Source organism: Mesorhizobium sp. P3_A2 (genome assembly GCF_056403115.1).
Map to the genome: position 1 here is coordinate 1 of NZ_JBFUGC010000011.1, position 20,748 is coordinate 20,748.

Consider the following 20,748-nt stretch of genomic DNA (forward strand, 5'->3'; position numbering starts at 1 on the left):
CCCTGAACACCCTGAACATCACCAGCGAATTGTACGCAGGCCGCCCTGGCCCAGCCGGCGAGCGCAGCCGCGCCAGGATCTTCTCGAAGCGATACCACTTCACCAGCGACGACAGCCGGTCCAGCCGACCGCTCCGACCAAGACCCTGTGGCAGCAGAGCCTCCACAAAACTGAACTGACCGCTCGGCTTTGTCGTCATCGCAAAATCCCCGTTTCAAAAACAGGGAATCACATCCATCCAATTTTGCAACAGTCCCACAGGGGGAGAAGGTAAGAGGCGCGCTGCTACTCCACCTTCACCAGCACGGCGCTATCAAACTCGATCACCTTGTCGCCGGTCGAATCGAAACCTTCCGAGCGCAGCGCGAGCAGCCGCCAGCCGCGGCGGGTGGCGAGCGGGCGGTGGGACAGTGCGGTGCGCATGAAGGTGACGGTTTCTCCGGCATAGACCGGCTTTGGCCATTTCAGGTTCCTGAAGCCGGGCGAGGGGCCGAATTCGGGCACCGGGCCGGGACCGCTCCATCGCGTCGCGTCCAGCCTGCTTTCGAGATTGAGTTTCATCCAGGTGGCGGCGGTGTGCCAGCCTGAAGCGCAGAGGCCGCCGAAAACGCTTTTCTTTGCTGCCTCTTCGTCGACATGAAAGAGCTGTGGATCGTATTTGCGGGCGAATGCCTTGATCGCCTCGGCCTCGAATGTGTGCGAGCCGAGATCGATGGTCTCGCCGATGCGGAAGAACGCGTCGAGGCTCATGCGCCGGCCTCGCGGGTCAGGAACATGACGGTGTTTTCGAGTTCGAAGACGCTCTCGCCACGCTGGTTGACCATTTCGCTGCGAAAGGTGACCAGACCGAGTTGGGGTCGTGACTTCGAAAGGCGCCTGGCGACCACACCAGTCCTGCCCGAAAGCGTGTCGCCGGCCAGCACCGGCTTCTTCCATCTGACCTGGTCGATGCCCGGCGCACCTTGCGCGGTTGAGTCGAGCAGGAAGGCGTCGCACAGCATGCGCATGAAGATCGCGCAGGTGTGCCAGCCGGAGGCGGCCAGCCCACCAAGGATACTGGCCTTGCCGGCCGCCTCGTCGAGATGCATTGGCTGAGGGTCGAACTCGGTGGCGAATTCGACGATTTCGGCCGCACTCACCTGCTTGGCGCCGAGGTTGATCGAGGCGCCCTGGGTGAAATCCTCGTAGGCCCAGCTCTTTGCCGTCATGATCCTAATCCGGTTCAAGGTTGTACGATCACCGGGCATCCGGATGCCGTCCGGGCGGCGCTTGGTCAAGCAATTTTCACTGATCCAGGCCCGGTCAGAGCCAGCCGCGGCGACGGAAATACCAGAAGGGCAGGATCGCCGACAGGATCATCAGGCCGATGGCGAAGGGGTAGCCGAGCTCCCATTTCAGCTCCGGGATGACGTCGAAATTCATGCCGTAGATCGAAGCCACCAGCGTCGGCGGCAGGAAGATGACGGCGGCGACCGAGAAGATCTTGATGATGGCGTTCTGCTCGATCGAGATCATGCCCAGCGTCGCGTCGAGCAGGAACGAGATCTTCTGCGACAGGAAGGTGGCATGGTCGGCGAGCGACAGCACGTCGCGCGACACGGTCTTGATACGAGCGCGGATGTCCTTGCTCATCTTGGTCTGGGTGGCGACATGGGCGAGGAAGCCGGTGAGGCGCTGCAGCGAGATCAGGCTGTCGCGGATCGAGGAAGCGATATCCTCCTTGCGGCCGATGGCCTTGAGCAGTTCCTGGAAATCGCGGTTGCGCTTGTTCACCTTGGTCGAGCGTGCTTCGAAGATATCGCGCGAAATCGTCTCGATGTCGCGGCCGGCGCGCTCGAGAATGTCGGCGAGCCGGTCGACGATCGCCTCCAGCAGGCCGATCAGGATGGTGTTGCCGGTGGTGCAGCCTGTCGCCACTTTCTCGGCGCGCAGCGGAAAGGTCTTGAACGCCTTCGGCTCATGATACCGGATGGTGACCAGTCTCGGTCCGGCAAGCACGAAAGTGACCGGCGACATCAGCGGATCGTCGATCTCGGTCTGCGCCGGCAAAGTTGCGGTCATGAAATAGGCACCGTCCTCGATATAGAGGCGGCTCGAAATCTCGATCTCTTCCATCTCCTCACGGGTCGGAATGGCGACGCCGAGCCAGGTCTCGATCGTCGTTTCTTCTTCCTTGGTCGGATTCAGAAGGTCGGCCCAGACGACTTGGGCGCCATCCGTCAGGAGATCGTCAGTAACGCGCAGGCGGTCATTGTCGACGACGAAGGCCTTGATCATCGCCGGTCTCCGTTGGTTGAACCCAAGAGGTTTCGTTCGATAGCGATGGGTCCTGCGCGCGCAGCCGTTTCCCACGGAGACGGCAGGTCGCATGCAGACGGCCTTAGACCCGGGGCCAAGGGCAGTCAAGCGAAGCAGCATGCGGGCTCTTCCACTTGACGCAGCTGTGATCGGCCGCGGTTAGCGAGCCAGCCGCGATATGCCTCGGCGCCTCAAGTGTTGAACTTGAACAGCAGCACGTCGCCGTCCTGGACGACATACTCCTTGCCTTCGTCGCGCGCCTTGCCGGCTTCCTTGGCCGCCACTTCGCCGCCCAGCGTGATGTAGTCGTTATAGGCGATGGTCTGGGCGCGGATGAAGCCGCGCTCGAAGTCGGTGTGGATGACGCCGGCGGCCTGCGGGGCCTTGTCGCCCTTGTGGATGGTCCAGGCGCGCGTCTCTTTCGGCCCGGCGGTGAAATAGGTGATCAGATGCAACAGATCGTAGCCGGCGCGGATGACCTTGTTGAGGCCCGGTTCGTCGAGCCCGAGCGAGGAAAGGAATTCCATCTCCTCTTCGTCCGAGAGCTGCGCGACTTCGGCCTCGATCGCAGCCGAGATCACCACGGTGCCGGCGCCCTGCGCGGCGGCCATCTTTTCCACGGCCTGGCTGTGCTCGTTGCCGGTGGCGGCATCGGCCTCTGCGACGTTGCAGACATAGAGCACGGGATGCGAGGTCAAGAGGTTCAGCCCCTGCAGGATGCGCAGATCCTCCGCTGAAATGCCCTTGAGCAGGATGCGGGTCGGCTTGCCGGCCTGCAGCAGCTCAAGTGCCGCCTCCATCATAGGCAGCACGGTGGTGGCTTCCTTGTCCTTGCTGCCGGCGCGCTTGCGGATCTGCACGATGCGGCGCTCGAGGCTGTCGAGGTCGGCAAGCATCAGCTCGGTTTCGACCGTCTCGGCGTCGGCGACCGGATCGATGCGGCCCTCGACATGGGTGATGTCGTCATCCTCGAAGCAGCGCAGCACATGCACGATGGCATCGACCTCGCGGATGTTGGCGAGGAACTGGTTGCCAAGGCCTTCGCCCTTGGAGGCGCCGCGCACCAGGCCGGCAATGTCGACGAAGGAGATGCGGGTCGGGATGATCTCCTTCGACTTGGCGACTGCCGCGATCTTCTGCAAGCGCGGATCCGGGACCGCGACCTCGCCGGTGTTCGGTTCGATGGTGCAGAACGGATAGTTGGCGGCCTGCGCCGCCGCCGTCCTGGTCAACGCGTTGAAAAGCGTCGACTTGCCGACGTTGGGCAAGCCAACGATGCCGCATTTGAAACCCATGTGTCCGGTCCTATCGGGAAAATAGAAATTTGATGAGGGCTATGGGCGATAGGGGTGAGGAACGTCAAGCCCTGCGGTCCCGATCCTATCGAGGCTCAGTCTTTCTTGCCGAACAGTCTCTTCAGCATCGCCGCCATCGGTCCGGCTTCCGGCAGCTTGGCCGGCGCCTGCTGCGGCCGTGCCTGGCGGATGTGGCTCTGGGCTTTCGGGCCTTGCGCCTTCGGCGTCTTGGGCGGTGGGCGGTCGTCGTCGCCGGTCGGCGTTAGCTTGTCGCGCAGAGCCAGCGTGATGCGGTTCATGAACGAATTGTCGTCGCCCTTGGCCAGCAGCCCGGCATCATCGGCGATGGTATCGAGCAGCACGTTCAGCCATTCGCGGTCGGCCTTGGCAAAATCGCCGAGCACGTGGCCATGCACCATTTCCCTGACGCCGGGGTGGCCGACGCCGATGCGCACGCGGCGAAAATTCTTACCGACATGCTGGTCGAGCGAGCGGATACCGTTGTGGCCGCCGGCGCCGCCGCCGACCTTGACCCGCAATTTGCCGGCCGGCAGGTCGATTTCGTCATAAAAGACAGTCAGCGCCTCGGGGCCGACCTTGTAGAAGCGCAAGGCTTCGCCAACCGCCTGTCCCGACAGGTTCATGAAGGTCTGCGGCTTGATCAGCAGAATTTTTTCGCCGGCAATCGTGCCTTCGGCGATCAGGCCCTGGAATTTCTTCGACCAGGGCGAAAAGGAATGGCGGCGGGCGATAGCGTCCGCCGCCATGAAGCCGACATTGTGCCGGTTATCAGCGTATTTCGCACCCGGATTGCCGAGGCCTGCAAAGACAAGCATCGTGCGCTCCGGGCCCGAAAATTACTTCTCTTCGGCAGCAGGAGCCGCCGCTTCGGGGGCTGCCGCTTCCGCCGTCTCTTCCGCCTCCGGCTTCATCGCCGAGGAGCCGGCAATGGTCGCGATGGTGAAGTCGCGGTCGGAGATCACCGGCTTGACGCCGGCCGGCAGGGTCACCGCCGAGATGTGGATCGAATCGCCAATGTCGGCGCCGGTGAGATCGACGGTGATGAATTCCGGGATCGCATTGGCCGGGCAGTGGAACTCGACCTCGTGACGCACGATGTTGAGCACGCCGCCGCGCTTGATGCCGGGCGACTTGTCTTCATTGATGAAGTGGACAGGCACGTCGACATTGACCTCGGTGTCCTTGCCGATGCGCAGGAAGTCGACATGGACCGGGAAATCCTTGACCGGATCGAGCTGGAAATCCTTGGGCAGAACCTGGATTTTCTTGCCGTCGACATCGATCGTGGCGATCGTGGTCAAAAACCCGCCGCCATGGATTTTGTAGAAGACGTCCTTGTAGTTCAGCGCAATAGCCAGGGGAGGCTGCTTGTCGCCATAAATAACTGCAGGCACTTTACCGTTACGGCGAACTGCACGGGCGGACCCCTTACCGACCTGTTCGCGCGCTTCGGCCTTGAGCTCGTAAGTATCGTGGCTCATGGCATTTCCTTTCGCGTGTTATGGAGCGTTTGCGGTGGGCAGTGCGCCTGGACCGTAAACGTCGAAAGCCGCCAGTCCTGGATGTCCCAGAGAACGCGGCCGCTTTGACACGGAGCTTTGTTCGGGATCACCAAGGGGAAGGCAGCCTTCCGCCGCGTTGCCTCCAAGGGTGTCTACGCGGGTGGCGGCTCTATAGCGGAAGGCGGGAAAGGGTGCAAGTCGGTGGCAATGGTCGGTATTGCACTTTGAATTTTGTGCTTTGCACCGCTATCGGACAATTCCAAGTCCAAAGCTGCTGTTAGCACCAGGTAGGCCATTCCAACGACGTTGCGAGTTCGCCGCAGATATCCACCGCCTAGATGTTCTCTCGGGTGTAGATCTCGAAAGGCAGGATGGTGGTGACGTTGCCGCTTTCGTTCGGCGCCGAGACGGCGCGGACCATGCCGGCCAGTGCTTCCTGCGCGATGCGGGCGAGCGGGTGCGAGATGACGAAGGTCAGCGTGCCGTCGAGCAGCGCCGGGCGGGTCGAGTCCATCAGTTCGTAGCCTACGACGACGATACTGCCGGCGCGGCCGGTGGAGCGGAGCGCAGCGATAGCCCCGGTGATGCCACCGCCGGCGACATAAAGGCCGGACAGATCCGGATTTTCGTTGAGCAGCTTTTCGGTCATCTCCTGCGCGATCGCGCTGGATTCGAAGGTCAGCAGCGGCTCCAGCAGCGTGAAATCAGGCGCGTGCTCGCGGAAATAGGAGCGGAAACCGCTTTCGTTCATCTCCTGGCAGCGATAGCGATGGTTGCCGACGAGGATGCCGAGTTTGCCGGGCGCCGGGCAGACATGCTCGAACACCCAGGCTGCGGTGCGCCCGACCTTCCAGTTGTCGAGGCCGATATAGTTGACATGGCCAGTGGCCGAGATCTGCGAAATCAGCGCGAAGACCGGGACGTTGCGGGCATGCAGCGCATCGACCGCCTGGGTGACGAGAGGATGGACCGCGGCGACAACGCCGACGGCATCGCATTCGGCGCCCAAGGCCAGCATCCGGGCGGCGACGTTCTGCGGTGACAGATCGTCAAGAAACTCGGTGCGCAGCTCTATCTCGCAGTCAGGCATGGTCGGCGCCACCGCGCGCAGCGCCTCGGCGATGTTGCGATAGAAGGCGCGACCGGGTTGGTGCAGCAGAAAGCCGAAGCGGTAGCGCGGCTGCGCGGCCGCTATGCGGCTGCGCAGCGCGCCCGTGCCGTAGAAGCCGATCTGCTCGGCCGCCAGCCTGACGCGTTCGCGCGTACCCTGGCGGACGGCGCCGGCGCCGCTCAGCACGCGGTTGACAGTGGCCACCGAGACATTGGCCTCGGCGGCGACATCCCTGATCGTCGGCCGCTTATTCTGATCCATTTCGTCTCATCCGTCTGTAGCAATTGATACGAAGATGTCATTTGCCGCATACGATTGATATGAATGACACAATAAAATTGGAATGAACATTCTATTCTTGATTCATTTTGGATCAAGATGTTTATCTTCGGGAAAGCAAGCAAGGCGGACGCACCGCCAGCCCAGGGATAGCAGCACCACAGCGCAGATGGGTTGTCGCCCACCGCCCCCGGCGGTGTCAGGCAGCGTGCGCGTGCGGCCATGTCAGGCGTTGCGGGTGCGGCATTGCGGGTGGAGGATTGGCATGGACGATCTCAAATACGGCGCGCGCGACAAGCGCGGCGACTGGAAGCCGAACGGGCGCATCGAGGGCGCGCCGTTGTGGAACTGGCCACCTAGGCTGCCGAAAATCCTGGCATGGCTGCCCGGCCATATCTGGCCGTGGAATGCGTTCCATATGGCCACGGCGCTGATCTACTGGTTCTATGTCGTTCCGGGCGTCGAGACGATGAAGACGATCAGTTGGGGCTGGGCCCTGTGGCTCTATGCCGTCAACGCCGTGGCGATCCTGATCTTCTACGGCATCTTCGAGTTGCGCTATTACATCAAGCGCGCCCAGGCGACGCGGTTCAAATACAACCACAAATTTCCAGGCGATGCGCCATCGGATGTGTTCTGGTTCCAGAGCCAGAACCTCGACAACTTCCTGCGCTCGTTCTTCATCACCATCCCGTTGTGGACCGTGGTCGAAGTCATTTTCCTGTGGTGCTTTGCCAATGGCTACGCACCGTGGGTCAGCTGGTCGGATCATCCAGTCTACCTCGCCGCACTGGCGCTGATTGCGCCGGCCATCCACGAGGTGCACTTCTTCTTCATCCACCGCCTGATCCACTGGGGACCGCTGTATCGGTGGATCCATTCGGTCCATCACAATTCGATCAACCCCTCGCCGTGGTCGTCGCTGTCCATGCATCCGGTGGAAGGCTTCCTCTATCACGCGGTCGCCTTCTGGCACCTCGTCATCCCATCCAATCCGATCGTCGCGCTGTTCCAGCTGCATGTTGCCGGCTTCGGCGCCGTCAACGGTCATCTCGGCTTCGACAAGCTCGAAGTGAGCGAGGACACGGCCGTCGATAGCCATGCCTACGCGCACTACCTGCATCACAAATATTTCGAGGTGAACTACGGCGGCGACGGGCTGATCCCGCTCGATCGCTGGTTTGGCACCTGGCACGACGGCACCAGGGAGGGCGACGCCATGATGGACGCCCGCTTCCAGAAAAAGAAGGAACGCATGAACGCCAAGACCGCGGCGAACCATTGATCACGTGATGCCACGCGCAACGGGAGAGGGTGCGCGCCGGCAGACTAATTCACTGTTTTTCTAAACCCGTCGAACGACGGCAACTGGGAGGAGACGACATGAAGCGTACAATGAAACTCTTGACGGCGATGATGACGGCTGCCGTGCTGGCGACATCAGCCACAGCGGCGATGGCCGACGGGGCGAAGATCTTCGTCATCGGCGGCAAGGCGGACGACCCGTTCTGGTCGAAGGTCAAGAAGGGCGCCGACGACGCCGGCAAGGTTGCCGAACTGACCGGCGGCTCGGTCACCTGGCTCGGTCCGCAGAATTACGACAATCTCGGCCCGGACGCGGCCAAGCTTATCCGCACCGCGCTCAGCCAGAAGCCGAGTGCGATCGTCGGTCCCGACTGGGTGCCCGAGGCCATGGATGACGCCTTCAAGGAAGTCGTCGCCGCGGGCGTGCCGCTCATCATCTACAATTCCGGTGGCATGGATGCAGCCAAGCGGCTCGGCGCCATGAACTATGTCGGCAATGAAGAATACACGGCCGGTCTGGGCGGTGGCGCCTATTTCGGCAACCACGGCACCAAGAACGTGCTGTGCGTCAACACCTTGCCGGGCTCCACCAACACCGAAGACCGCTGCAAGGGCATCGCCGACGCTATCGGCAAGAGCGGCGGCAAATCGAGCCAGCTGCCGCTGCCTTCATCCAGCTTCGGCAACCCGACCGCGGTCGCCGAAGCGATCAAGGCCGCCGTGTTGAAAGACAATACGCTCGACGGTGTCATCACCATCAGCGCCGGCGACGCCAACAGCGCGGCCAACGCCATCAGCCAGGCCAGTGTCGGCGACAAGGTCAAGCTTGCGTCGTTCGACATGGATGAAACCGGTCTGCAGCGCATCAAGGACGGCACACAATTGTTCGCTGTCGACCAGCAGCCCTATTTGCAAGGCTATCTCGCTGTGTCGCTGCTGAACGGCTTCGTCAATTATGGACTGGACCTGCCGACGAAACCGGTGCTGACAGGGCCGGGGATCGTCGACGCAGCCAATGTCGCCGCGACGATGGGTGGCGCGGCGGCCGGCGCCCGGTAACGCTCCGCCTTGCCTTCTCCCCTTGTGGGAGAAGGTGGATCGGCGCGCAGCGCCGAGACGGTTGAGGGGCGCGTGACGGATCGCCGTCCTTGCCAAGCTGGAACACCCCTCATCCGTCGCCTGCGGCGACACCTTCTCCCACAAGGGGAGAAGGGGGAGCCATATTTCAAGCCACAACGCCAGGGACCGCGTCGATGACATCCCAAGCCCATCACCAACCCGCAATGGCAGCGACAGCGCCCCCGCACTCTTCGATGCCCTCGATCGGCAGCCTCGTGCGCCGGCCCGAAGTCGGCTCGCTGATCGGCATGATCGCAGTGCTGGTCTTCTTCTCGATCTTCGGCGGCTCCAATTTCCTGTCGGCCGGCGGGTCCGCCAGCTGGCTCAACGTCGCTTCGGAACTCGGCATCATCGCCCTCCCGGTGGGGCTGCTGATGATTGCCGGATACCTCGATCTCTCCATCGGGTCGATGATCCCGGCCAGCTCAATGACCATTGCCATCCTCTCGGGCCACTACGGGTTGCCGATCATCGTCGGCATCCTCGCGGCGCTCGGCCTCGGGCTGGCTGTCGGCTTCATCAACGGCGTCCTGGTGATCCGCACCAAGGTGCCGTCCTTCGTCGTTACGCTGGCAACGCTGTTCGCGCTGGCCGGCCTGACGCTTGGCCTCTCAGTCATCCTGTCCGGCAGCACGAGTGTGGCGCTGAAGAGCGGGCCGACCGCCAAGCTGTTGTTCGGCGACTATCTCGGCGGCAAGTTCCAGGTGACCCTGTTCTGGTGGATCGCCGTCATCCTGATCGTCGGGTTCATCCTGAATTTCTCACGCTTCGGTAACTGGATCCTGGCCATGGGCGGCGATGCCGTCAGCGCCCGCAATGCCGGCATCCCGACGGACCGTGTGACCATCGCGCTGTTCATGAGCAGCGGCCTGTGCGCAGCCTTCGTCGGCATGTCGCAGGCGATCCTCTACAACAGCGCCCAGGTGGCGGCGGGGCAGTCTTTCATCTTCAACTCAATCATCGCGGTGGTCATTGGCGGCGTGCTGCTGACCGGCGGCTACGGTTCGGTGGTCGGCATCGTGCTCGGCACGCTGACCTTCTCAATCGTCAACCAGGGCATTTTCTACACCGGTTTCGACGCCAACTGGGCAAGCCTGATCATCGGTGTCCTGCTGCTCGCCGCCGTGCTGATGAACAACACCTTCCGCACCATGGCATTGACCTACGCGCCGCGCACCAGACAGAGGGTCCGCTAATGACCACGCCCCTGCTCAGGTTGACCGCAATCAACAAGTCGTTCGGTCCGATCGACGTCCTCCACGACATTTCGCTGGAGGTTAACGCAGGCGAGGTGCTGTGCCTGCTCGGCGACAATGGCGCCGGCAAATCCACGCTGATCAAGATCCTCTCCGGCGTCCACAAGCCGACATCGGGGACAATGGAAATGGACGGCAAGGCGGTCGAATTCGCCAGCCCGCGCGATGCCAGCGATCATGGCATCGCCACCGTCCACCAGTTTGGCGGGACGTTCGCGCTGATGAGCATCGGCCGCTCCTTCTTCGTCGGCGCCGAGCCGACACGGCGCTGGGGGCCGCTCACCATCTATGACCGCAAGCGGGCCAACGAGATCGCCGTCACCGAGATGCGGCAGCTTGGCATTACCCGCATCGACGACGGCGACCGCCTGGTCGGTGGGCTGTCCGGGGGTGAACGCCAGGCGCTGGCCATCGCGCGCGCCGTGCATTTCGGCGCCAGCGTGCTGATCCTCGACGAGCCGACCGCGGCCCTTGGCGTCAAGGAGGCGGCGCATGTGCTGCGCATCGTGCTGCAGGCACGCCGCAAGGGCATCGCGGTCATCTTCATCACCCACAATGTCGTCCATGCGTTGACTGTCGGCGACCACTTCGCCGTGCTGATCAGGGGCTCCAAGGCCGCCGATTTCCGCAAGGGCGAGAAAAGCCGCGAAGCGATCACCGATCTGATGGCCGGCGGCGAGCAGATGGCAGAGCTTGAAGCCGAGATCGGGAGCTTCAGCGCAACACAGTGAAGACGCCCATCTCCTCCTCCCGGGCATCTTCCTGTGCGGCCGGCGGAATTCCGCCGGCCGCCTTTTCAACCAACCAGAGACAAGCTTGCAGGAACCGGCAATGGCAAAGTGGATTGATGCGTGTGCGACGGACGATATCGAGGAAGAGGATGTCATCCGCTTCGATCACGAAGGCCGGACCTTCGCCATCTTCCGTAGTCCGGACGATGCATTCTTCTGCACCGACGGGCTGTGCACGCATGAGAAGGTGCATCTCTGCGACGGGCTGGTTATGGAATACAGGATCGAGTGCCCGAAGCACAACGGCGTGTTCGATTACCGGACCGGCGAAGCGCTGCGCGCGCCGGTCTGCGTGAATCTTAAAACCTACAACACGAAGGTCGAGGACGGCCGCGTGTACATCGAGGTCTGACATGTCCGACAGTTTTACGCTTGCGGCTTGCGCCGAAATGCTTTGGCGCGACCGGCCGATGGAATTCCGCGTCAAGCGCCTCACCGAAATGGGCTTCCAGGTCGGCCTGTGGAACTGGCCCGAGCACGACCTCGCAATGCTGGAGAAATCCGGCGCCACCTTCTCGATCATGAACGGCTATCTGCGCGGCCGGCTGGCCGATGACGAGGGCGCCGCCGAACTGTTGAAGACGGCAAAGGAGACGGCGGCGGTCGGCAAGCGCCTCGGCGTCGCACGGCTCAATCTGCACGGCACGGGACTGGGCGAGGGCGGCCTGCCGGTCACACCTTGCGAGGCCGTCACCGGCGCGATGTGGCTCAAGGCGCGCGACACGCTGAACCGCGTTGCAGACCTCGCCGAGGCCGAGGGCGTGACCTTCACGCTGGAGAATTTGAACCTTCCGGTCGACCATCCCGGCGTGCCGTTTGGGCGCGCGGAAGACACGCTGACGCTGGTGTCGAGCGTGAACCGGCCGGGATTGCGCCTCAATCTCGACCTCTACCATGCGCAGATCGGCGAAGGGAATTTGATCGAACTCTGCCGCGCCTGCCTGCCATGGATCGGCGAGGTCCAGGTCGCCGATGTCCCGGGACGCATGGAGCCCGGCACCGGCGAGATCAACTACCGCGGCATCGCCCGTGCGCTGAAGGACATGGGCTATCGCGGACCCGTGGGCATGGAGGCGTTTGCCTCCGGTGATCCCAAGGCAGCCTTGCAGGCCTTCCGCGAAGCTTTCACCCTCTGAGGAACGAGAATGGTCACCAAGAGTAGTCGCCCCACCGTCGCCGACATCCGCGCCATGAAGAGCCGCGGACAAAAAATCACCATGCTTTACGTCACGACGCTCGAAGAGGCGGCGGCAGCGGATGCGGCCGGCGTCGACATACTGTCGATCGAGGGCCGCTTCTTCTCACCAGCGATGCGCGAGGCGGCCGGCCGCTGTTTCGTGCAGGTCGGGCTGCCCTACGGCCCCGCCGGCGATCTGGTCACCGCAGAGGATTATCTCAAAACCGCCTACCACTTCATGCGCATCGGTGGCGACTGCTTCTACTGTGCCGCCTCGCTCGATATCCAGAAGGCGCTCTGCGACAACGCTGTACCGGTTGTCGCCCATGTCGGTCTGATCCCGTCGCAATGCACCTGGACTGGCGGCTTCAAGGCCGTCGGCAGGACCGCTGAGAGCGCGCGTGCGGTGTGGGATCATGTCAAGCGCCTGGAGGTCATTGGCTGCTTTGGCGCGGAGCTGGAGGTGGTGCCCGACCGGATTGGCGAGCTGATCACCAGGAATACGCCGATGATCATGCTTGGCATGGGCGCCGGGCCACATGCCGACGCGCAGTATCTTTTCAGCGAGGACGTGCTCGGCCACACCACCGGCCACAGACCGCGCCACGCCAAGACCTACCGCAACTTCGCCGCCGAGTATGAACGGCTGCAGCGCGAGCGTGTCGCCGCCTATCGCGAGTTCATCTCCGACGTGCAGACGGGCGCCTATCCCGAACAGCAGCACGTGGTCCCTATCACCGATACGGAGCTGTCCACTTTCAAGGCAGCTCTGGGGCTGTAGCGATTTTCAGGCCGGCCTAGCGGTCGCCGCTCAACGTGTCGCGCAGGGCCTGAATTTGCCGGTTCAGGGCATCCAGCTCTGCCAGCGTCATGCCCGAGCGCTCGATCAGGGTCTCGTTGAGGCAATTGCACTGGACGAGCAGGGTGCGGCCGGCCGGGGTCAGGTCGACCTGCACCTGGCGCTCATCGGTGTGGCTACGCTGGCGGGTGACGAGACCTGCCTGCTCCATGCGCTTGACCAGCGGCGTGATCGTGCTCGATTCCAACGCAAGCCTGTGCGCAATCGAGCCGACCGACATGCCGTCGGCCTCGGCAAGCGCGTTGAGCACGAGGTATTGTGGATAGGTGATGCCCATTTCGTCCAGCATCGGCTTGTAGGTGCGGTTGATCGCCATGCTGGTGGCGTAAAGCGTGAAACAGAGCTGATTGTCCAACGGGAGAGGCACGATATATTCCTTTGCCGACTGAGCGTTTTCGATATGTACCACGAAAAATGATATCGCGATACATATTTTCCGTAGACAAGGGTTTCGATCTGCGCTAGTCGTATTGTTATCGCGATATTGATTATCGCGAGACGTAATAAACGGAGATTGAGATGACCAAACCCGGCAGCAGCACGATCACCACCAAGGACGGTACCGAGATTTTCTACAAGGATTGGGGGATCGGCCAGCCCATCGTTTTCCATCACGGCTGGCCGCTGAGCAGCGACGACTGGGACGCCCAGATGCTGTTCTTCCTGTCGAAGGGGTACCGCGTCATTGCCCATGACCGGCGCGGCCATGGCCGCTCGACGCAGACTGATACGGGCAACGAGATGGACACTTATGCCGCCGATGTCGCCGAACTTGTGGCGCATCTCGACCTCAAGAGCGCCATCCATGTCGGCCATTCCACCGGTGGCGGCGAAGTGGCGCGCTATGTCGCGAAGTACGGCTCGGGCGGCCGTGTCGCCAAGGCTGTCCTGATTGGCGCTGTGCCGCCGATCATGCTGAAGACGCCGGCCAATCCCGGCGGCCTGCCGATCGAGGTCTTCGACGGTTTCCGCTCCGCACAGGCCGCCAACCGCGCCCAGTTCTTCCACGATGTTGCGGCCGGCCCGTTCTACGGCTTCAACCGTCCCGGCGCCCAAGTCTCGCAGGCTGTGGTCGAAAATTGGTGGCGCCAGGGCATGATGGGCGGCACCAAGGCGCATTATGATTGCATCAAGGCGTTCTCGGAAACCGACTTCACCGACGATCTGAAGGCCATCGACGTGCCGGTGCTGGTCATGCATGGCGACGACGACCAGATCGTTCCGATCGCGGACTCGGCGCTGCTGTCGGTCAAGCTGCTCAAGAAGGGCGAGCTCAAGGTCTACAAGGGCTTCCCGCATGGCATGGCCACCACCCACGCCGACGTCATCAACGCCGACCTCTTGGCCTTCATCAAGGCCTAATACTGTCGACTTGGAATAGGCAAGGCACCCGCCGTCAGGCGGGTGCCTTGTGCTTTCATCGAAATGTCCGCGGGGCCTATTTGGCGAGAAAACCCGTGATCAGCTTGACGGTGGCGTCGGGGTTTTCCTCCATGATCCAGTGACCGGAGTCGGGCACGATGCCGCCCGCGACATCGGTCGCAACAAGCCGCAGGATATCGGCCTGCGAGGTGCCGGCGGATTTTTCCCCGCCAACAGCCAGCACCGGCATGGTCAGTTTGCCACCGGCGGCGAGCATCGCCTGGTTGTCGATCGCGTCCTGGTCAAAGGCCTTGAACTGCTCGAACGCGTCACGCATCGCATGCGGGCGGGCATAGAGTTTGGCATAGTGCTTGCGCGTTGCCTCGTCGATCTTCTTGGGGTCGGCCGACAGCTCGTTGTAGAAGCGATCGAGATAGATGCGCTCGCGCCCTGCGACCAGCCGCTCCATATCCGGGCCGCGGAAGTTGAAGTGCCAAAGCAGCGGGCTTTGCTTTATCTTTTCCCAGTCGCCGATGCCGGGTAGCGGCGCATCGATGATGACCCATTTGGTGATGCGCTTGGGATATTGCGCGGCAAGCGCATAGCCGACCATGTTGCCGATGTCGTGGGTGACCAGATCTGCCTTGTCGATCTTAAGCGCGTCCATCACCCCGGCGATGTCGACGGCCTGGTTCTTCTTGGTGTAGCCGGCTTCCGGGTGGGCAGACAGACCCATGCCGCGCAGGTCCGGCACGATGACGGTGTGGTCCTTCGCAAGCGCCACCGCCGCAGCGCCCCACATGTCTCCGGTATCGGCGAAGCCGTGCAGCAGCACGACAGCGGGACCCTTTCCGCCGACGCGCACATAGAGTTTGGTGCCGTTGGTTTCGACGGACTGCGTCTTGAAACCTGGCGGAAAAGGAACGATGCGTGCCATAGCCGGCACGGTAACAAGAAGCACGCCCAACACGGCCAACACGATCTTGCGCATATCATTCTCCAGAGACGTTGAGGATCTGTGGCAGCGTCGCCCCGCGCACACGTTTCGAACACTAACAGGCTTTTCACCAGGCGCATGGGAAAGAATCAATAAGGGCGTGGCAGCTGCCACGCCCTTATGTCGAGTCCTGGAGATCGGTGTCTTAGCTGGCTGTCGCCTGCGCCTTCCTGGCTTCCTTCATGTTGGGCAGGAACACCGTCAGCAGGCCGAGCAGCGGCAGATACGAGCAGACCTGGAAGACGAAATCGATGCCCTTCATGTCGGCAACGACGCCGAGCACGGCAGCCGCGATACCGCCCATACCGAAGGCGAAGCCGAAGAAGATGCCGGCGATCGTGCCGACGCGCCCCGGCACCAGTTCCTGTGCAAACACAACGATGTTGGAGAAGGCCGAGGACAGGATCAGGCCGATCAGCACCGTCAGCACCATCGTCCATTCGAAATTGGCGTAAGGCAGCGCCAGCGTGAAGGGCAGCACACCGACGATCGAGAACCAGATCATCGCCTTCTGGCCATAGCGGTCGCCGAACGGGCCGCCGAGCAGGATGCCCAGCGCCGAGGCGCCGAGGAACAGGAACAACATAACCTGGCTCATCTGCACCGAAACACCGAACTTATGGATGGAATAGAAGGTGTAGTAGCTGGAGAGCGAGGCGATGTAGGCGTTCTTGGTCAGCACCAGCAGCGTCAGCACCGCCAGCGCTCCCATGACCTTTTTACGCGGGAAGGGCGAGACGAAGCTTGCCGCCTTGCGGCTGCCCTGCGCGGCGCGCATCCGGCTGTACCAGCCGCCGACCCGCGACAGAACGATGATGCCGATCAGCGAACCGACTGCGAACCAGGAGATGCTTGTCTGGCCGAAGGGCACGACGATGAAGGCGGCGAGCAGCGGCCCCATCGATTGGCCGAAATTTCCGCCGACCTGGAACAGCGATTGCGCCAGGCCAAAGCGGCCGCCCGAAGCAAAGCGAGCGATGCGCGAGGATTCCGGATGGAAGATCGCCGAGCCGATGCCGATCAGCGAGGCGCCGACCAGCAGCAGCGCGTAGTGGCCGGCATAGGCGAGCACGATCAGGCCGATCAGCGAGGACGCCATGCCGTAGGGCAGGGAATAGGGCATCGGCCGCTTGTCGGTGATCATGCCGATGACCGGTTGCAGCAGCGACGCGGTGACCTGGAAGGTGAAGGTCAAAAGGCCGATCTGCCAGAAATCGAGACCGTAATTCTCTTTCAGCAGCGGATAGATCGCTGGCAGCAGCGACTGCATGATGTCGTTGATGCCGTGGCAAAAGCTTACTGCCAGGATGACCGTGAAGGCGGTCGCCTGGACTGAAGGGAGGCTGGCGCTCGGGGTTGGCGCAATGCTGGTGGCTGTCGTATCGGTCAAGGCAGGCTCCGAGGTCTTTTTGGCGGGTGTTTGCCCGCAGGCAGGCTTGGCGGCCGCTCCTGCGGACCGCCTTAGGACGCTCGTCTGAAGCGCCTTGGGGGACGGTTGCCTTATAAGCTGCTTGCGAGGCGACTTCTTTCGTGGTTTGGTCCAATAGTTTCGCAAGTGGGCCATAGCCAATGCCACATGGCAGGGACATCTTCCGCGCCGGCAATGCCGATCTCGGCCGATTGCACGAAAGCCGCTGGCAGTGGCTCGAGGAGGTTTCCGGGCCGGCGGTGGCTTTGCCGACCGAATATCCCGATGGCTACCATGTGCCGCAACACCGCCACAGCCGCAGTCAGTTGCTGCATGCGCTGGTCGGTGTCGTACTGGTGACGACGCGGTACGGGCGCTGGATGGTACCGCCCGACCACGCAATGTGGATACCGGCCGGTACCGAGCATTCGGTCGAAATGCTGGGCGATGTCTCGATGCGCTCGGTCTATGTCATGCCGGGCGCGATCCCCGGCCTACCGGAAGGTTTGCGCGTCGTCGGCGTCACCGAACTGATGCACAGCCTGATCGTCGAATCGGAAAAGCTGCCTCAAGGCGGCGAACTGGAAGGACGCGGCGGGCTGATCATGAACCTGCTGTTGCATGAAATCCCGATCTTGCCGGAACGGCCGCTCGGGCTGCCGTTCCCGTCCGATCCAAGGCTGGCGGCACTGTGCCGGCGCTTTGTTGCGGCACCGTCGCCCCATGCCACGATCGACGAGTGGGCTGATGCCGCCGGGATGAGCCGACGCTCGTTCACGCGCGCCTTCCACCGCCAGACCGGGCTGTCACTGTCCACATGGCGCCAGCAGGCTTGCTTGTTTGCAGCACTGCCCAGGCTCGCTGACGGCGAGCCGATCACCAGGGTGGCGCTCGACCTCGGCTATGACAGCGTGCCGGCCTTCATCACCATGTTCAAGCGCATGCTCGGCGCCTCGCCGCGCGGCTATATGCGCGGCGCGCGCGACAATGGCGAAGCCATGCGGCGAGCCCCGCCTCGGCTTGAGGCTCCGGCACCATAGAGCGGGTCACCGTTTCACGGAAACGATGACCCGCTCTATCTCTTTGGTTTTACGCAATTCCGGACGGAAAACCGCTTCACACTTTTCCTGGAATTGCTTTTAGTCCATCTGGACGCCGCTGGCCTTGACGATCGGCTCCCATTTGGCGAGCTCGGCTTTCACATGCGCGCCAAGCTCTTCCGGGGTGGAGGCCACGATCGAGGCGCTGAACTGGGCCATGCGGGCAACCACGTCCGGATCCTTCAGGGATTCAACTGCCGCCTTCTGAAGAACAGCGATCACCTCCGGCGGCGTGCCTGCGGGTGCGAACAGAGCGTTCCAGCTGTAGGTTTCATAGCCGGGGATGGTCTCGGCAATGGCCGGTATGTCAGGGAAGGAGGGAACGCGCTCCTTGGTGGTAACGCCGAGCGCTCTCAGTGTTCCGCTCTTGATATGGCCCGACGAGGACGGGAGGTTGTCGAACATCATCGGCACCTGATTGCCGATGACGTCGTTCAAGGCCGGTCCGGCGCCCTTGTAGGGAATGTGCTGCATGCTGACGCCGGCCATCGTCTTGAAAAGTTCGCCGGAGAGATGCAGCGGGGTGCCATTGCCTGATGAGGCGTAGGCATATTTGTCCGGGTCCTTCTTCAGCATCTCGATCAGTTCCTTGACGTCCTTGGCGGGGAACTCCGGGTTCACGACCAGGACGTTCGGTACCAGGACAAGCAGCGATATCGGCGCGAAATCCTTCTCCGCGTCATAGGGCTTTGTCTTCAGGATCAGAGGGTTGAGCGCGTGTGTGGCAACCGTGCCCATGAGGATTGTGTAGCCGTCCGGTTCGGCCCGGGCGACCTGGGCAGCACCAATGCTGCCGCCGGCGCCGCCGACATTTTCGACGACAATCTGCTGGCCGAGTTTTTCGGACATCTTGTTGGCGACGAGGCGCGCGACCAGATCCGTGGAGCCGCCGGCGGAAAAGGGGACGACCATTGTGATGGTCCGATCCGGGAAATCGGCGGCCCAGGCCGCCGGCGCCGAAAAGGCGGCCGCGATGGAAACCGCAAGCCCGAGCAAAGTCCTACGCCGCATCTGCTACTCCTCCATTGTTTGGAGGGGCAGTATGCCACGATGAGCGCGTCAGGAGAAACGTCTGGTGCCCGCAACCACGCAGATTACGGGTCGCTAATGTGTGCGTCCGCTTAGTCGAACAGGCTCGAAACCGACTCTTCGGTCGCCGTGCGCGAGATCGCCTCGCCCATCAGGTCGGCGATGGAGATGACGCGGATATTCGGGGCGTCGAGCACGCCCTGCGTCGGCTGGATGGAATCGGTGATAACCAGTTCCTGCAGCTTCGAACCGGCAATGCGGGCCACCGCGCCGCCCGACAGAACGCCATGGGTGATGTAGGCAGTGACGCTGGTGGCGCCGTTGGCAAGCAGCGCGTCGGCGGCGTTGCACAGCGTACCGCCGGAATCGACGATATCGTCGATCAACAGGCAATCCTTGCCGGCGACCGCGCCGATGATGTTCATGACTTCGGATTCACCGGGGCGTTCGCGGCGCTTGTCGACGATGGCCAGTTGGGCGTCGAAACGCTTGGCCAGCGCACGGGCGCGCACCACGCCACCGATGTCGGGCGAGACGACGACGACATTGGCAAGCTGCTTGTATTTCGCCTTCACGTCGCGGGCCATCACCGGCACCGAGAACAGATTGTCGGTCGGAATGTCGAAAAAGCCCTGGATCTGGCCGGCATGGAGATCGAGCGTCAAAACGCGGTCGACACCGGCGCGGGTGATCATGTTGGCGACCAGCTTGGCCGAGATCGGGGTGCGGCCCGACGCCCGGCGATCCTGCCTGGCGTAGCCGAAATAGGGGATGACCGCGGTGATGCGCTTGGCCGAGGAGCGCATGAAGGCGTCGATCATGATGAGCAGTTCCATCAGATGATCGTTGGTCGGGAATGAGGTCGACTGCAGGATGAAGACATCCTCGCCGCGCACGTTTTCCTGGATTTCGACGAAGATTTCCTGATCGGCGAAACGTCTGACGCTAGCTTTCCCCAGCGGGACGTTGAGATAGCGGGCGACCGCTTCGGCCAGCACCCGGTTGGAATTGCCCGCGAAAAGCTTCATGCACCGTTCCTGGCGAAGGATGGAGAGGCCCGACAGACTCTCGAAAGCCTCTTAACCGGGCTTTTAGCGAGCCGCGCCGGTATTGCAAGCCTCGTCAACCGGATTCCGCCGGCTAATCTCAAAAACGTCAACGTATGACGAATACCGGTAACAGGCGGATCAGCCGGCGCTGCTGCCGAGCCAGGCCGCGAACTGGTCGATCGTCTGGTCGGCGATTGCCTGCATGGTGGCGGGGGCGACGGCGGGCCAGCCTTCGGCGCCACTGACTGAGGCCGCCTTCTGCTGGCCGTTGATGCGGTGCAGCCGGTTACCGGCGGGGTCATAGACGTCCCAGACATAGATGACGGTGGTGTCCTTGCCTTCCGTCATGGTCGAGAAGTAGCCCTTCAGCACATGGGTGGCTGTCTGATCGGTGCTGCCGGCAAGGGTGATGCCGCGCTGCCTGGCGCGGGTCTGGAGTTCGGCTGTCAGCGGCGTTGCCGCTTCCACCGAGGCGCCGACGATCGGCGCGATCTGCAACCGCGTCTTCGACAGGGCGGCGGCGCTCTGCGCGGGATTGGCGGGTGTTGTGGCGCCGACGGCCGGCGGCGAGGGCGTGCCAGCTGGCGCGGTGCCTGGGGTTGCCGACGGAGGCTGGGCCGGTTGGGCAGAGGCTGCCGGCGGCGTGATGGCGGACGGTTCGAGGACGTCCTTGGCGTTGGTGCAACCGGCCAGCACCAGCGCCGCGAGCCATGACACGGTCGTCACACGCGATCGTCTCATCTGCCCGAAACTCCTTAGCCGTGAACGCGCCCGCGTGGACCAGTCATTA

The 20,748-nt window shown here is 62.7% G+C and carries 22 protein-coding genes and 1 pseudogene; 9 read left to right on the forward strand and 14 right to left on the reverse strand.

What is annotated here, in order from left to right; translation table 11 throughout:
• The 8 genes and pseudogenes from AC1DXM_RS23530 to AC1DXM_RS23565 form a co-directional block, all read right to left on the reverse strand.
• A pseudogene (locus tag AC1DXM_RS23530) lies at positions 1 to 199 on the reverse strand (IS5/IS1182 family transposase); the annotation flags it as partial.
• Positions 200 to 285: 86 nt separating this feature from the next.
• Positions 286 to 750: a MaoC family dehydratase gene (locus AC1DXM_RS23535; protein ID WP_477236658.1), complete on the reverse strand. Its 465-nt coding sequence runs from the start codon at positions 748 to 750 to the stop codon at positions 286 to 288.
• A complete protein-coding gene (locus AC1DXM_RS23540) occupies positions 747 to 1,208 on the reverse strand; it encodes a MaoC family dehydratase (protein WP_477236660.1) in 462 nt (153 codons plus the stop codon). The genes AC1DXM_RS23535 and AC1DXM_RS23540 overlap by 4 nt, the downstream gene beginning before the upstream one ends.
• A 94-nt stretch (positions 1,209 to 1,302) precedes the next feature.
• Complete coding sequence (gene corA / locus AC1DXM_RS23545) at positions 1,303 to 2,277, reverse strand: magnesium/cobalt transporter CorA (protein WP_477236662.1); 975 nt, start codon at positions 2,275 to 2,277, stop codon at positions 1,303 to 1,305.
• Positions 2,278 to 2,489: 212 nt separating this feature from the next.
• Entirely contained in the window at positions 2,490 to 3,593 is a 1,104-nt protein-coding gene (ychF, locus tag AC1DXM_RS23550; protein WP_477236664.1) for a redox-regulated ATPase YchF, read from the reverse strand.
• Positions 3,594 to 3,688: 95 nt separating this feature from the next.
• A complete protein-coding gene (gene pth, locus AC1DXM_RS23555) occupies positions 3,689 to 4,429 on the reverse strand; it encodes an aminoacyl-tRNA hydrolase (protein ID WP_477236666.1) in 741 nt (246 codons plus the stop codon).
• Between the two features lie 21 nt (positions 4,430 to 4,450).
• Positions 4,451 to 5,095, reverse strand: coding sequence for a 50S ribosomal protein L25/general stress protein Ctc (locus AC1DXM_RS23560; RefSeq protein ID WP_352588437.1), 645 nt, complete (start codon positions 5,093 to 5,095; stop codon positions 4,451 to 4,453).
• 355 nt (positions 5,096 to 5,450) lie between these two features.
• Positions 5,451 to 6,488, reverse strand: coding sequence for a LacI family DNA-binding transcriptional regulator (locus AC1DXM_RS23565; RefSeq protein ID WP_477236668.1), 1,038 nt, complete (start codon positions 6,486 to 6,488; stop codon positions 5,451 to 5,453).
• Positions 6,489 to 6,771: 283 nt separating this feature from the next.
• Between AC1DXM_RS23565 and AC1DXM_RS23570 the strand changes: the two genes are divergently transcribed.
• The 7 genes from AC1DXM_RS23570 to AC1DXM_RS23600 all read left to right on the forward strand — a co-directional run bounded on the left by AC1DXM_RS23570 (position 6,772) and on the right by AC1DXM_RS23600 (position 12,935).
• Entirely contained in the window at positions 6,772 to 7,791 is a 1,020-nt protein-coding gene (locus AC1DXM_RS23570) for a sterol desaturase family protein (protein WP_477236670.1), read from the forward strand.
• A gap of 98 nt (positions 7,792 to 7,889) precedes the next feature.
• The gene (locus tag AC1DXM_RS23575) at positions 7,890 to 8,870 is read left to right on the forward strand and encodes a sugar ABC transporter substrate-binding protein (RefSeq protein ID WP_477236672.1); all 981 of its coding nucleotides are present in this window, start codon (positions 7,890 to 7,892) and stop codon (positions 8,868 to 8,870) included.
• A 254-nt stretch (positions 8,871 to 9,124) separates the two neighbouring features.
• Positions 9,125 to 10,126, forward strand: a complete 1,002-nt coding sequence (locus tag AC1DXM_RS23580) for an ABC transporter permease (RefSeq protein WP_477237044.1) — start codon at positions 9,125 to 9,127, stop codon at positions 10,124 to 10,126.
• Positions 10,126 to 10,917, forward strand: coding sequence for an ATP-binding cassette domain-containing protein (locus AC1DXM_RS23585; protein WP_477236674.1), 792 nt, complete (start codon positions 10,126 to 10,128; stop codon positions 10,915 to 10,917). The genes AC1DXM_RS23580 and AC1DXM_RS23585 overlap by 1 nt, the downstream gene beginning before the upstream one ends.
• Before the next feature lie 100 nt (positions 10,918 to 11,017).
• Entirely contained in the window at positions 11,018 to 11,329 is a 312-nt protein-coding gene (locus AC1DXM_RS23590) for a MocE family 2Fe-2S type ferredoxin (RefSeq protein WP_477236676.1), read from the forward strand.
• 1 nt (position 11,330) lies between these two features.
• Positions 11,331 to 12,113 carry a TIM barrel protein gene (locus AC1DXM_RS23595; protein WP_477236678.1) on the forward strand — a complete coding sequence of 261 codons (783 nt, stop codon included), beginning with the start codon at positions 11,331 to 11,333 and terminating at the stop codon, positions 12,111 to 12,113.
• Positions 12,114 to 12,122: 9 nt separating this feature from the next.
• Entirely contained in the window at positions 12,123 to 12,935 is an 813-nt protein-coding gene (locus AC1DXM_RS23600) for a 3-methyl-2-oxobutanoate hydroxymethyltransferase (protein ID WP_203277176.1), read from the forward strand.
• Between the two features lie 16 nt (positions 12,936 to 12,951).
• Here the strand turns inward: AC1DXM_RS23600 and AC1DXM_RS23605 are convergent, their stop codons facing one another.
• Positions 12,952 to 13,380 carry a MarR family winged helix-turn-helix transcriptional regulator gene (locus AC1DXM_RS23605; protein ID WP_477236680.1) on the reverse strand — a complete coding sequence of 143 codons (429 nt, stop codon included), beginning with the start codon at positions 13,378 to 13,380 and terminating at the stop codon, positions 12,952 to 12,954.
• A 152-nt stretch (positions 13,381 to 13,532) separates the two neighbouring features.
• Here AC1DXM_RS23605 and AC1DXM_RS23610 point away from each other — a divergent pair, with 152 nt between their 5' ends.
• Entirely contained in the window at positions 13,533 to 14,375 is an 843-nt protein-coding gene (locus AC1DXM_RS23610; RefSeq protein ID WP_477236682.1) for an alpha/beta fold hydrolase, read from the forward strand.
• A gap of 76 nt (positions 14,376 to 14,451) precedes the next feature.
• Here AC1DXM_RS23610 and AC1DXM_RS23615 read toward each other — a convergent pair whose 3' ends face one another.
• Both AC1DXM_RS23615 and AC1DXM_RS23620 read right to left on the reverse strand, forming a co-directional pair.
• On the reverse strand, positions 14,452 to 15,366 hold the full coding sequence (locus AC1DXM_RS23615) for an alpha/beta fold hydrolase (RefSeq protein ID WP_477236684.1): 915 nt from the start codon (positions 15,364 to 15,366) through the stop codon (positions 14,452 to 14,454).
• 151 nt (positions 15,367 to 15,517) lie between these two features.
• On the reverse strand, positions 15,518 to 16,762 hold the full coding sequence (locus AC1DXM_RS23620; protein ID WP_477236686.1) for an MFS transporter: 1,245 nt from the start codon (positions 16,760 to 16,762) through the stop codon (positions 15,518 to 15,520).
• A 179-nt stretch (positions 16,763 to 16,941) separates the two neighbouring features.
• On the opposite strand from AC1DXM_RS23620, the gene AC1DXM_RS23625 reads away from it, so the two are divergent.
• Positions 16,942 to 17,820: an AraC family transcriptional regulator gene (locus AC1DXM_RS23625; RefSeq protein WP_477236688.1), complete on the forward strand. Its 879-nt coding sequence runs from the start codon at positions 16,942 to 16,944 to the stop codon at positions 17,818 to 17,820.
• 99 nt (positions 17,821 to 17,919) lie between these two features.
• Here the strand turns inward: AC1DXM_RS23625 and AC1DXM_RS23630 are convergent, their stop codons facing one another.
• From AC1DXM_RS23630 to AC1DXM_RS23640, 3 genes are all read right to left on the reverse strand, one after another.
• Positions 17,920 to 18,891 carry a Bug family tripartite tricarboxylate transporter substrate binding protein gene (locus tag AC1DXM_RS23630; RefSeq protein ID WP_477236690.1) on the reverse strand — a complete coding sequence of 324 codons (972 nt, stop codon included), beginning with the start codon at positions 18,889 to 18,891 and terminating at the stop codon, positions 17,920 to 17,922.
• Between the two features lie 110 nt (positions 18,892 to 19,001).
• Entirely contained in the window at positions 19,002 to 19,937 is a 936-nt protein-coding gene (locus tag AC1DXM_RS23635; RefSeq protein ID WP_142869247.1) for a ribose-phosphate pyrophosphokinase, read from the reverse strand.
• 159 nt (positions 19,938 to 20,096) lie between these two features.
• Entirely contained in the window at positions 20,097 to 20,699 is a 603-nt protein-coding gene (locus tag AC1DXM_RS23640) for a hypothetical protein (protein ID WP_477236692.1), read from the reverse strand.
• Positions 20,700 to 20,748: the final 49 nt, after the last annotated feature.